The organism is Paenibacillus campi (assembly GCF_034659835.1).
GTDB classification, from domain to species: Bacteria; Bacillota; Bacilli; order Paenibacillales; family Paenibacillaceae; genus Saccharibacillus; species Saccharibacillus campi.
In genome coordinates this window covers 44,521-58,075 of record NZ_JAXSQZ010000004.1, presented here as the reverse complement: position 1 = coordinate 58,075, position 13,555 = coordinate 44,521, and the positions used below count along the sequence as shown (strand labels likewise).

The 13,555-nt window shown below is 47.3% G+C and carries 8 protein-coding genes; all 8 read right to left on the bottom strand.

The window, feature by feature from the left end; genetic code table 11:
• Positions 1–134: 134 nt before the first annotated feature.
• A complete protein-coding gene (locus tag U1I11_RS11360) occupies positions 135–1,943 on the bottom strand; it encodes a hypothetical protein (protein WP_322906246.1) in 1,809 nt (602 codons plus the stop codon).
• The gene (locus tag U1I11_RS11355; RefSeq protein ID WP_322906245.1) at positions 1,944–2,915 is read right to left on the bottom strand and encodes a sugar phosphate isomerase/epimerase family protein; all 972 of its coding nucleotides are present in this window, start codon (positions 2,913–2,915) and stop codon (positions 1,944–1,946) included.
• Positions 2,916–3,260: 345 nt separating this feature from the next.
• The gene (locus U1I11_RS11350; protein WP_322906596.1) at positions 3,261–4,091 is read right to left on the bottom strand and encodes a carbohydrate ABC transporter permease; all 831 of its coding nucleotides are present in this window, start codon (positions 4,089–4,091) and stop codon (positions 3,261–3,263) included.
• An 89-nt stretch (positions 4,092–4,180) separates the two neighbouring features.
• On the bottom strand, positions 4,181–5,083 hold the full coding sequence (locus U1I11_RS11345; protein WP_322906244.1) for an ABC transporter permease: 903 nt from the start codon (positions 5,081–5,083) through the stop codon (positions 4,181–4,183).
• 322 nt (positions 5,084–5,405) lie between these two features.
• Positions 5,406–7,022 (bottom strand): extracellular solute-binding protein, encoded by a 1,617-nt coding sequence (locus tag U1I11_RS11340; RefSeq protein ID WP_322906243.1) that lies wholly within the window; start codon positions 7,020–7,022, stop codon positions 5,406–5,408.
• A 277-nt stretch (positions 7,023–7,299) separates the two neighbouring features.
• A complete protein-coding gene (locus tag U1I11_RS11335) occupies positions 7,300–8,913 on the bottom strand; it encodes an extracellular solute-binding protein (RefSeq protein ID WP_322906242.1) in 1,614 nt (537 codons plus the stop codon).
• A gap of 440 nt (positions 8,914–9,353) precedes the next feature.
• The gene (locus U1I11_RS11330) at positions 9,354–11,639 is read right to left on the bottom strand and encodes an AraC family transcriptional regulator (RefSeq protein WP_322906241.1); all 2,286 of its coding nucleotides are present in this window, start codon (positions 11,637–11,639) and stop codon (positions 9,354–9,356) included.
• 595 nt (positions 11,640–12,234) lie between these two features.
• Positions 12,235–13,470 (bottom strand): MFS transporter, encoded by a 1,236-nt coding sequence (locus tag U1I11_RS11325; RefSeq protein WP_322906240.1) that lies wholly within the window; start codon positions 13,468–13,470, stop codon positions 12,235–12,237.
• Positions 13,471–13,555: the final 85 nt, after the last annotated feature.

The window sequence follows — 13,555 nt, the reverse complement described above, 5'->3', positions numbered from 1 at the left end:
GCTCGATGTGCTGATTAATTAAATCAGCTGTCGCTCTCTGTACAAGAACATCCTCCTCCACAACAAACCAAAAAGGGATAAGAACACACACTCCACAGGAGTCCATGCCCTTATCCCCTTTTCCAACCCAACCCTTACCCCCGCTGACGTTCCACCCACTCCAACGCCTGCGCCGCACCATCCGTCGCCGCACCTGGCGATAGCCGAATACTCACCTTATGCTCAAACGGTGTCACCAGATTCACCAACAATGTTCGGCAATCGCCTGGATACGCTGCCTCACGTACCGAAACTGCCGTATGCTCTGCCGCGCCGCCGGACAATACGATCCAATCCGCACCATTTTCCACACGAATCAATCCATTTTTCCACAAAGCAATCGCCTCGCCATGCACTGGTTCCAGCTCGCCATCTTCAGCTACCACTACCGACTCATTGCCAAACACAAACGACAACTGTGTCATCACTTCCGCCGGCTCGATCGAGCGAATATACAAATCCAATCCACCTATCTGCTCCACCATTTCCACTTCCACCCGATACGCGCACGTATGGGTCGGCGCGCGAAACTGATGCGGTAACAAATACCACGGACTTACTTCACCCGCCGCCGAATCCGGTAGCTGCTCCGCCGCAATTGGGCCATTATAGCCTTTGTAATATACCGCCGTCATCACATATCCAGTATCCGTCTCAGTCAGCGTCTGCATCGGCACAAAACCAGGGCTAAAATAAGACGCTAGCTGCACGCCCAGCAGACGCACATTGCCATGACGAAGTGCCAGCAGCGAGGATGTTTCCGTCATCATCGTCAAACTCGTGCGCTCTTGACGCATCCGCAGTACAGGCGCACCAAAGTCCAGATGGGGGCGGCTATACCGAATCACATTATGATGCCCGGCAGCCGGCACGTCTGCCACGTAGTGCTCACGCCCGAATGTACCGTTGATCATACGACGATAATAGTGTGGCAATGCTTCCGGCTGTACCTCATCGTCAGCAGCACGCGGATAGAGCAGCATCCCGATCAACGGATTGTTGGCGCTGCTAAACATATTTTGAATCGCATCCGCGGCAAGCTGCTCCATCGCGGCAAAACGCGGATTACGATCGATCTTGTTCAGCAAATAATAGGACAGCAAATAGCTTTCCATCGTAAACATTTGCCCGAAATCTTGACGACCGGAATAATCGGTTACCACTTCACCGGACGGATGGATTAAATATATCATCATCTCCAAATTGCGACGCGCTGGCTGCAACAGCTCCGGTCGATTCAACTCCCGTGCCGCATGGATCAGCATCACATCGCTGACCGCATTGTAAATGCCATTGCTGCGCTCCGTCCATTCGCCATCTGGCGTAATGTCCAATCCTTCCGCCAACCACTGCTCCGCACGCTGTGTAAGTCGCTCATCCCCGAAAATGCGATACAAATACCCAAGTGCAGCGCATAGCACCCAGCGATGATTCGGCGTATGACAACCACCCGTCAGCATCACCGGAATCGTGCGTTCCAAAAACAGCTTTATCTGCTCAACAACCCGCTCCGCCTCCGACCATACTTGCGACGATAACAGCAAATACAGCTGCGCATAACCGACAATGACAAAGCCTGTATCCGGCGGTGAATGAAAATTCGTCCACCCCGGCGAGATCGAGCCGTCTTCATGCTGCACACGTAGCATATATTCGGCAGCCCGTTCCAACCGCTGCAATATGTCAGCATTATGATAATAAACGGAATCCGGATTGACGAGTGCTGCTGTCCACACCGCCATCCAGACCGGCGTACCGGCATGATGATTCGGCCACGGGATGCCGTTAGTAATATCGATCACCCCGCCATCGTAGCGGCTATCCGGGTCGATGATTTGTCGGTGTAGTCCGTGTTCAACCCATTCTTCATTCAAATTAACGAGCTTATCCAGCGTCCGCATCATTTATACTCCCTTCATACTGCCTGCTTGGCGTGCAGCGATTTTATCCGTCAGCAGCTTATGGCTTGCTTCGATTTCATCCGGCTCACATGCCGCCTTAAGCTCATACACTTTAATAGGCGCATAGTCGATAATATCGAGAAAACGATCAAAAAATTCCAGATCACGACTATGCACATACGGGCACCAATGATCCGACAAACCGAGCGTTTCGTGAATATGAACGCCGATAATATCCTCTTTCATCGCATTGGCTTCCTCAGCATTATGATACAGCCCCATCCGCTCCATCATCATTCCATGTCCGATATCGTACCAGAGGTAGACCGGTGCCCCTTTCATACGCTCACGCACTGTTTTCGCTTCAGCAAGTGTCGGCATCTGATAACAGCGCGACCGTGTTTCAATGCCAAACGCAACATTGTATCCTTTTGACAACGTGCGATCACACACTTCTTCCAAACTGTGCTGAATCCGCTCCAAATACGTAGCTGCCAAACTTTCGCGCCGTTCCAACATGTCTGTCCATAGCTTCTGGTACGCAGGCGAATCTTTGCCCTGCTCATGATAAATGCCTTTCAATTGTTCATCGATATTGTACGTAAACGGTACCTCACCTGGATGCACAACGACCGCTTTGGCACCATAACGATGCGCATATTCCGCCGAACCGACGAGCAGATCGATCGCTTTTTGGCGTTTTTCCCGATCATCAAAGCCAAGCAGCACCGAATCGGTGCCATAATCCGGGTCAGGCGTATGCGGAAACGTATTATGCACGCTGGAGATGCCGATTTCGCCACGTTCGATCATCGGCTCGATCGTTTGCAGCATGTCCATCGTCACATTGTAGTTCAACTCTACATTTTGAAAACCGAGACGTTTAATTTCCTCGATCATCGCCGCTCCGTCGTGCGGATGACGCTTAATGTTCCAACAAGTAGAAAATGAATATTCGCCTTTAGATGTATACATAGTCAACCCTTCCTTTTCTCTATATCGTAACGTTCGTCCGCTTACCGTCCTTAGACTGCACCTTCGTTATAAACAGTAAAAATACGCAGTAAAAAGGAGGCGGCCCCCTATACGGGAAGCCGCGATCCTCGTTATACATTGTAGATTAGAGCATGTAGACAATCGGCGATGCACCGTCTTCAAGCTGCTTGACAGAGCATTTAATCGTTTCGTTTACGCTGTAGATGCGCTTCATTTCTTTGGAAACATGAACTCGTTCGCCTAATATAATGACGCGTATGACGGTTTGAAGACAGGTGTTAGATAAGTTCGGTATACGCAACGATCAATGTTGTTGCCCCACCATCAACCTTTTACCGCCCCAAGCATAACCCCACTAACAAAGTAACGCTGCAACCACGGATATACGATCAAAATCGGCACCGTTGCAAAAATAACGCTTGCCGCCTTCAAACTTTCCGGCATCATATTCGCACTGCCAGCAACTTCATTACGCATCAGCTCGGTCGCCATATTGTTCTGAATCAATTGATACAGCTTCAATTGCAGCGGATACAGTTCCGGACTGTTAATGTACATGAGCGTATCCATAAATCCATTCCAGCGTCCCACTGCATAAAACAGACTAAGCGTCGCTAACACCGGCATCGACAGCGGCAAAATAATACGTAGCAATGTACGGAAATGACTGCTACCGTCAATCTCTGCCGCTTCTTCCAAACTGTCCGGAATACCTTTAAAAAACGAGATCATAATGATCAAATAAAACGGACTAATCAATCCCGGCAAAATAAGCGCCCACATCGTATCAAGCAAATGCAAATTACGCACCAAAATGTATTCCGGAATAATACCGCCGCTAAAAAACATCGTAATGATGATCACGACCATAAAAAAGCCGCGACCTTTCAAATTCGATTTGGACAGTGGATATGCTGCCGCAACCGTCATCACCATACAAAATAACGTAAATACCGCCGTCAGCATAATCGTAAAGCCGAGCGAGCGAATCATCGATGGATCGCTAAACACTTTTGTATACGCCTCAATCGTAAATTCCTTCGGGAACAACGTTACCGCACCTGACATAATCGGACGCGATGAGCTAAGCGAAATCGCCAGGACGTGGATAAACGGGAAAATACAGATCAGTACCGAGACAGCAAGTAACGTCATATTCACAATATCAAAAATGCGATCACCGCGACTGACGTCAGGCTTGATCTTAATGCGATCGGTTTCGTTTACGCGAGCTGCTTCAGCCATTACAAAATCCCCTCCCCGGTCGTTTTCTTCGCCGCCAAGTTGGCACCTAGTACGAAAATCAATCCTACTACAGCCTGGAACAAACCGACGACCGTCGCCAATGTGTATTGTCCAGATTCCAAACCGATCCGATACACAAATGTACTCAGTACGTCCGAATATTCCTGTACCGCTACGTTACCGATAACAAACGGACGTTCAAATCCGATTGTCACCATATTACCGAGGTTAATAATGAGCAATGTAATGATCGTCGGACGCAGACCCGGCAACGTAATATGCCAAATGCGGCGCATCCGTGTCGCACCATCTACTTCAGCCGCTTCATACAACTCTCGGTTAATGCCAGTCAATGCAGCGAGGTACAAAATTGTGCCCCAACCCGCACTTTGCCATACACCGGTCAGTAAATACGTAACCATCCAATAATGCGGATCAGTCAAAAACGGAATCGGCTGAAAGCCGAACGATACCCATACATTGTTAATGAAACCGGATTGTGTGCCAAACACTTGATACACGATTCCCCCGATAATGACCCAGGAGATAAAGTGCGGAATATAGAGAATGGTTTGTGAAAGTTTCTTAAACCACACCGTTTTGACTTCATACAGCATAATCGCCAAAATCAGCGGTGCCGGGAACGAAACGATCAGGTCCAGAATATTCAACATGAGCGTATTGCGTAGAGTACGATAAAAATCCTGGTTTTGAAAAACCTCACGAAAAGCATCCCAACCAATCCATTCACTGCCATTAATGCCCTGGAAAAAGTTAAAATCTTTAAACGCAATCTGCACGCCGTACATCGGTCCGTATTTGAAAATGGCAAAGTAAGCGAGCGGCAAAATGAGCAGGAAATACAGCTGCCAGTATCTTCTCAGGTAGGTGGACGTCTTCACTGTCGTACTCCCCTTTCAGCTTATAAATGTGGGCAAGCGCCTGTAGCTATGCGCGCAGGCGCTTGCCCGCTTTGACTGGATCATGCTTTGTTTAGTAATACTGTATAACGATTTAACGATGTGGATATAGACGCTGTATGTTTTGCTCTCATCCAAAATTTACAAAGATAAATGGCATAAAATACGTAGTATGCTTAGCGTGTGAACACATAAACAGACATTCATGCAGCCGCACTTGCGCTACTTATGCTGTATGCCATTCGTCCGCCTGCAAACGTATCATGCGCCAGCACTGCGTCGATCCAAAAGAGTCTACTCCGACTCACTTCGTCGCGCCACCTGCCTGAAAGACTTTGGTGCGCTCATCGAGAATTGCCTGTCCGCCACTGCTCATATAATCTTTCATCAGCGAATCGTAAGTTGCGTCAAACTGTGCGGTTGGTGCCATCGTTGCTTTGACGATCAGCTGCTTATATTTGTCTTGCAGTGCACTGCCGTATTTCGCTTCCGCTTCAATCGGTTTGTTAAAGTTAACCGGCGGAATCGTATCGGTGTTAGAAATTTCGACCGATTTGCGCATATCTGCCTGGTATTCTTCCGGTACCTGCATAATGTAAGCATCGTTGTTTTGCTCTGCTGTACCGGCAACTTTACCGTTGGCGATAATCGCCATATCACCGTAGTTGTACAGACGGTTTTGCGCTTCTTGTGACGCATCTTCCTTCGTCACCGGGACGCCGTTTTTGAGCGTATAGTTTTCGCCTTCTACGCCATTTTGCATATCGAACACGTTTTTGCCGGATGCCATCCAGTCGAGGTATTTGATCGCTTCCACCGCTTTGCTGCTCGATTTCGGGATCATAATGTACAGACCGTTGGATGCATATTCCGGTTTGGCATGTTTGCCTTCATTGTTCGTAAACACATCGGTCGGCGTCAGTTTGGCGCCTTTTACATTCGCTTGCAAGTTTTTGTAGGTGCCATTGTACGTAAAGTACAGCTCGCCCGCATCTTCGGTATAGAAGCCAACTTTACCGTTTTGTACATCTTGCCAAAGCTGCTTTTTGTCTTCATCCAGACCGAAGTCACGGCTGATCAAACCTTGATTGTACAGCTTGTTCATAAACTTCAGACCGTCTTTGAAGCCTGGCAGCAAGGTTGGATAATCACTAGAACCGAGCTTTTGTGTTAATGTGTACTTTTGCTCATCCGTTAATGGCTGCTGTACGAATGACCAGAGTAGTGGTTCATACTGTGCCGGAGCGATCGTCATCCCGAATGGAATCAAGCCGTTGCCCACTTTGCCAGGGTCTTTCTCTTTAAATGCTGTAAGTGTCGTGTACAGCTCGTCCGTCGTTTGTGGAACCGGCAGTTTCAGATCGTTCAGCCAGTCCTGACGAATATAAGAAGCGTATTTGCCAAGTACCGAGCGTTTGCCTGGAATCGCGAATTGTTTGCCTTCGATTTGTCCGTAGGCGAGTGTGTCGTCACCGAGAAATTTTTTCAAGTTCGGGCCGTATTGGTTGAGCAGGTCGGTCAGGTCGGTCAGACCGCCTTGCTGGGCGTAACGGTTAAATGTACCTTGATCGTACGTAAATACGATATCCGGTACGTCACCACCGCTTGCCATCAGCACGTTCAGCTTTTGCAGTTCTTCGGAACGCGGGATCGATACGTATTGAACATCGATTTTATTCGGTGCACCAAAACGTTCATTGACTAGTTTGGTCAAGTAGTTGTCACTAATGGTTGAGCCTGCTGGCGAATTACCACGATCAAACACTTCGACTTTTAAGACCGATTTGCCATCTGTAGTCGTTGCTCCGGCTTCACTGTCTGAACTTGAACAACCAGCGAGTACGGTTGTACCTGCGAGTACCGTTGCCAACATCATGCCAGACCAGCTCTTAAACCATGTTTTTCCAGAAACCAATTTCATCTTTCCAACCCCTTTATCCGCTTTTCTCCCTTTAGCTTTGTTAACTATAAATGTTAACTTTTATTTCACGTTGTCGTGTTTGGGATGTTCTCATTATGGCATTATGGTCGAAAAAGACTCAATAAACTTGTTTCCGAACATAAACATAGCTTTGAAAAGGCTGGTCCAGCGTATTTTGTAACCACATCATTTCTAAATATGACGCAATTTGTTATTTATGAGTCATATATAGTGATGCGGTCTCTTTTCACATTATTGCCTGTAATTCCGTCTGTTTTTATTTGCTGATGGCGCCTTCTTGGAATGCTTTCGTACGCTCATCTTGAATGGCTTGTCCACCACTGCTCATATAATCTTTCATCAGTGAATCGTATGTCGCCTCAAATTGATCTGGTGCAACCATCGTTGCTTTTACGACCAGTTGATCAAATTTGTCTTGCAATGCGCTGCCATATTTCGCTTCCGAATCGATCGGTTTGTTGAAATTGATTGGCGGGAACGTATCGGAATTCGAAATTTCGACCGATTTGCGCATATCCGCTTGGTATTTCTCCGGCATTTGCATAATGTAAGCATCATTGTTTTGTTGTTCGGTGCCGACAATTTTGCCGTTAGCGATAATAACCATATCACCATAGTTATAAATGCGGTTCGTCACATCAGCAGGTGCATCTTCTTTCATGATTGGCAAACCGTTTTTGAGTGTATAGTTTTCACCTTCAACGCCGTTTTGCATATCAAACACGTTTTTGCCAGATGCCATCCAGTCCAAATACTTGATCGCTTCGACCGCTTTAGTGCTCGATTTTGGGATCATAATGTACAAACCGTTAGATGCGTATTGTGGTTTAATATGTTTGCCTTCATTGTTAGTGAACACATCGGTTGGTGTCAGTACGGCACCTTTCACATTTTTTTGCAGATTTTCGTAGTCGCCGTTTGCATAATACGGGTTGCCTGCATCTTCTGTGTAGAAGCCGACTTTGCCGTTTTGCACATCTTGTCCAAGCTGCTTTTTATCTTTATCCAGACTGAAATCACGGCTGATCAAACCTTCATTGTACAGTTTGTTCATAAATTGCAGACCGTCTTTGAAACCTGGCAGCAAGATCGGATAGTCACGAGAACCGAGTTTCTGGGTCATCGTATATTTTTGCTCATCGGTCAGTGGTTGTTTAATAAACGACCACAGCAGCGGCTCATATTGTGCCGGTTCAATCGTCATGCCGAACGGAATGACACCGCTACCGACTTTGCCAGGGTCTTTGTCTTTAAATGCTTTAAGTGTCGTATACAGCTCATCCGTCGTTTGTGGCATTGGCATTTTTAATGTGTCTAACCAGTCCTGACGAATATAAGAAGCGTATTTACCGAGTACCGAGCGTTTGCCTGGAATCGCGAATTGTTTACCTTCGATTTGTCCGTAGGCGAGCGTGTCGTCACCGAGAAACTTTTTGAGGTTCGGGCCATATTGATTGAGCAGCTCAGTCAGGTCGGTCAAGCCGCCTTGCTGGGCGTAACGGTTAAATGTACCTTGATCATAAGTGAATACGATATCCGGTACGTCACCGCCGCTTGCCATTAGCACGTTCAGCTTTTGCAATTCTTCAGAGCGTGGAATCGGTACATATTGGACGTCGATTTTATTCGGTGCACCGAAGCGTTCATTCACGAGTTGGGTTAAATAGTTGTTCGTAACGGTTGCGCCTGCCGGCGAATTACCACGGTCAAACACTTCAACTTTTAAGACCGATTTGCCATCAGCGGTAGTAGCTCCATTTTCACTGTTTGAACTGGAACAGCCTGCCAATACGGTTGTGCCTGCGAGCATGACCGCCAACATCGTTCCGGTCAGTCCTTTCAACCATTTTTTCTCTGAATACGCTTTCATTTACCCATCCCCTTTTATTGGCTTTTCCCCTGTATGAGTGATAACTGTTCCGAACGTGCATAATGTTCATGTATTCAAATTAGGGTTGTGCCAATTATGGCATTCACATTTTAAAATACTCAATAAACTTGATTCCGTTCATAAACCTCATAAGAAAACGCTTACATCTGATGTAATCAACTAAATTCGCTATATAAACGATTTTCAGCAGCTCCTAAACCGCATAACGGCCGGCTTTAAGCGACATAATGAAAGAAGCATGTCACTTTGGACACGCTTCTTTGGCTGGGTAGAATTCGGTTTATTTTTGTTATTTCACTCTATAAATATCATAAATTAACCAATACTTTATCTTAGTATACTCAAATAGCGCCATCAGTTCAGTTAAGCAGTAAGCAGTAAAATCTCGGCTTTATTCCGATGCCAACCGTCTGCCCCGCTTACTTGCGCTGCTCGCCCGGTGGTGGAATTAAGCTGCCTGGCTTCATTTTAAGCTTGCGATAATCGCCTGGTGTCACGCCGATAATCCGTTTGAATACCCGTCCAAATGTGATAGAGTTGGCATAACCGACCTGAATCGCGATATTTTGAATCGTATCATCGGTGGAATAGAGCAGTTTCTCGGCACGTTGCAAACGAAGCTGTACGAGCAAATCGATAAATTTCACATCCAGCTCGGCTTTGAACAGATGGCTAACATATTTGGGTGTCACATTAAATCGTTCACTCAAATGATTAAGCGATAGATCAGGATTGGCAAAATGCGCTTCCATATACGCCTTCATCTCACCGATTAGTGCGCGCTGGTTAGTGGAATCGCCAGCTTCTGCATAGATGTGGTACACCTGTTCCAAATATGGCATTAGTACGATTTGCAATTCATCAACCGTTTCGGCATGCGCAATTTGCTCCATGACTGCATCCGCTTGCTCGCTCGCCAGCAGACGATCGAGCGGCTCGGACATGCCTTCCAATTCACGTGTCAACATTTGCAGCAGCGATAACACGAGCGAGCGAATGCTGTCATCACGCAGCACATCATCTTCCAGCACACCGAGTAATGTTTGCAAACGGTCGCGCCATTCCGGCTGCCGCAGACGGAACTCCTTAATCCAGTCGGAAACCGCCTGCAAGTAACGGTAACTGTCCGGCTCGCCGCCTTCCGGCAGATCGCTGTACATGACTACGCCATCGCGTCCGAGCGTCATCGAATATTTCATCGATTCGACCGCCGTCTCGTAGGCAAGGTGCAGCTCGGATGAATGTTTGACCGTCACGCCAGTGCCGAAGATCATCGGTAGATGCAGATGCTGCTCCACCCACTCCTTACTGCCTGCCGCGAGCGAGAACAACAACCGCATCCACTGGCGCTCGTCGCCTTCACCGACGATAATAATACCTGCCCGGCGCACACTGATCCACTCGGACCAGCCATATACACCATCCTGCTGCGCCAGTTCCTGAAATACATTCGTTAACGCCAATTTAAGTGTATTGTACTCCTGTGAATTACCTTTTTCGCGAAATGCATCGTAATCTTGAATTTCGGCTACGATAAACGCATACGTCAGCCCTGCCCCGGTTTCGCTATGTCCGGTCAGCTCTGGGAAAATGCGCAATCGTTCCAGTTCGTGCTGCAATTGCTCTGGCGGCTCGCCTTCAATCCAGTTCATAAACAGGCGCCGCCGATGAATAAGCAAATTTTCGTGATGCTGGCGCTCATAATCGACCGTCTGCTCAATCAAGCTTTCCAGCGCCTGATCAATCAATGCCATCTCATCTTTGCGCGGGGAATCATGCGCAGACAATTGCAGCGATTCGATCCGCTGCATCATCACTTGGATCGGCTTATAATTTTTGCGTGTAATATAAATAATATAGGCGATTGAGGCAAGCACGACCAGCACACCAATCAACACCCAGATGTACGAAATGACCGATACCCAGGCAAATAACTGGCCCGCACGTAAGCCGCTTTCCAGCGTCCAGCCGAGACGTTTCGAATGTAGCACCGTCAATGGCTGATCATGCTCGTTCGTATCTTGTTCCGTCAGCACTGGCGGATAAATTTGCTGACTTGCCGCATCGGTAATCGTCAGAAAAGACACCTGGCTATTCACCATCGATGCTGCAAGCTGTTGCAATCCGTACACGCTTACATTAATGACTAACATCCCTTGATCGCCAAAAGGCAGCGGTAACCTTTTATGCATACTGATCACTTGGCGCTGCTGATCCCCGCTCATCTCGGCAAATGAACGCACCGTCGACCATCCCTGCTGCTCCGGCTCTGCCAGTGCGCGCTTAATAAACGCTTCATCACGAAAATCGGTCAATGGCTGTAAGCCCTGTACCGTCAATACACTTTGATCCGAATTACGATATACATACACCGATTGCAGTAACTCGTTATTGTCCATTAACTGACGCAAATGCTCCACAACCTGATATGTTACGCCTGTGTTGCCTGTATCTTTTTCTGCCAGAAACTGATCATATACCGGCGATGTCTGCACATCCCGTAACACATCCATCTCAATCTCCTGCACCGAGCGCTCGATCGTATCCAGCATATAACTGGTCGAAATGCGGTCGGCACGTGCGGTTTCCTTTTTGGAAATCTCATTAATAACGATAAATGATAGGAAAATAAGCATGGAAATCGTCAGCAAGAAAATAGGAAAATAAGACAGCAGCAAACGGCGATACCAGTTTTTTGACAGCAATGGACTTCCCCCTTCCCTAGCATACTCTGTCCATATGCAGCATCGTTCATCTATCTTGTGTACATCGTTATTATGATAGATGTCGTTATACGTAAGCGCAAATTACACGCCAAGCGATACGTTCCACATCGAATATAGAGCATTTTGGCTTCATATGAATGTATGCATACCGTACTTCCTCCAGCTTATACATTGACTTTTATTTTACACTTTTCTGCGTGTTCTGTAGAGTCATTTCGGTAATTATTTTTGTGGGATTTAGCGTTGGATATAGCGAAATAAGCATAGTTACAATGTAGCGAAGATCGTTAGAGGAACGAGAAGGAGTAGCAACGTACAGTAGCCATAAAGCCTTTTCGAAGTTAACCATAACAAGGCATATATGTTATTTACGCCAGCTGTACAGCTCCGGTAGACGCAATACATTGCCCGGAGCTAACACTGACGGAAAGCAAACTTTCCATATTAAAGTGATACTACCTATTACCTTCACCGAGATTCATATGAGTTTTGAAGCTGGATCAAGCTGTTATTGATAAGGAACTTAGTACACAATCCAAGTTGAAATTTAATTTGGTGTTCGTATTATGATCTGTTAGCCTATAACCGGCGCAGGTTTACGACTGCGGCTCGCTACATATCCAAGCAGTACTGCACCAAGCACCGCACTGATCATACACGACAAATTCATCGCCGCCGCGCCGCCTACTTCAAGCAAATAGCCGTTTAGCAAATTACCAGCGATCCCGGCAAGACCGACAAATACCATATTAAACACACTTTGCGCGGTCGCCTGCATCCCCTTGGAAGCGATGCGCGACACATATTCCACTGCCGAAATGTAAAAAAAGCCAAACGACAATCCGTGCAATAGCTGCACCGCAATCATAACCCACGGTAGCGGGAACACATACTGAATGCCCCAGCGCAAAATATACGCAAATGCCGCCAGCAGCAACATCCGCTCATGCCCATAACGCGCAATAATGCGCGCTGCAACTAGCATCGCCGGAATATTCGCCGCCGATGCGATAAACAGACCGACCCCTGCCAGCTCTAGCGTCCCCCCCGCTTCTTCAAACGACAGCACAAAATACGAGTTAAATGCGGTCAACGTCTGATTGACCAGCAAACAACCGCCCAGAAAACACAAAAACAGACGATTGCCCAACAGACTGCGAATGCCGGACGAGAACGACTGCTGCAACACACGGCTTTCATCCGAACGGCTGGGCAATGTTAACGTCAATACCGCCGCCAGCAAATTAAAGACGAGAAACGGAATCCAGATCAGCGATACATCGATCCGGCTAATGTATAACCCGCCCAGATAACTGCCACCCGCCGTGCCAAGGCTACCCAAAAAACGAATCGCACCATACGTCGTATTTGCCTTTTGCGCCGTGACGAGCGCATACGAATCCGCCATCGGTGCTTGTGTGGCGGTGAACACCATCGAGATCGTATAAATGATCGTTAAGACGATAAAATACGGACTCTGGTAAAAGATCGACAACAGCGCAGGCACCGCTACACTTAGCATCAATACGAGTCGCATCTGCTGGAAACGATCGACAACCATACCCCAAAACGGCTGAATCAAAATGGAAATAAACGTTCCGATCGACATCAATAAGCCGACCTGTGCACTGCCCATCCCGCCATGCACAAGCATCGACGACATATACGGATTGAACATACCACCAGCCAGTCCAGCTAACAAATAAAAACTGCGCATACGCAGCAATGTCTGCTGCGCCTCACGATTTACAGTTGCCGAGATGGCGGCACTACGTCTTGTGCTTGCCTTTTCACCAAATAATGAACCCATTCCATTTACTCCTTCTCTATCCATTATCCAAGTATGGCGCTGTCTGCTTCAGGGCAGCAGCTTATTTATAACGGTCGCGCTGTGC

Bases quoted from the DNA above. Each gene is read 5' to 3' on its own strand.
- U1I11_RS11360 (WP_322906246.1), bottom strand. From the start codon at position 1,943: ATGATGCGGACGCTGGATAAGCTCGTTAATTTGAATGAAGAATGGGTT.
- U1I11_RS11355 (WP_322906245.1), bottom strand. From the start codon at position 2,915: ATGTATACATCTAAAGGCGAATATTCATTTTCTACTTGTTGGAACATT.
- U1I11_RS11350 (WP_322906596.1), bottom strand. From the start codon at position 4,091: ATGACGTTACTTGCTGTCTCGGTACTGATCTGTATTTTCCCGTTTATC.
- U1I11_RS11340 (WP_322906243.1), bottom strand. From the start codon at position 7,022: ATGAAATTGGTTTCTGGAAAAACATGGTTTAAGAGCTGGTCTGGCATG.
- U1I11_RS11335 (WP_322906242.1), bottom strand. From the start codon at position 8,913: ATGAAAGCGTATTCAGAGAAAAAATGGTTGAAAGGACTGACCGGAACG.
- U1I11_RS11325 (WP_322906240.1), bottom strand. From the start codon at position 13,470: ATGGGTTCATTATTTGGTGAAAAGGCAAGCACAAGACGTAGTGCCGCC.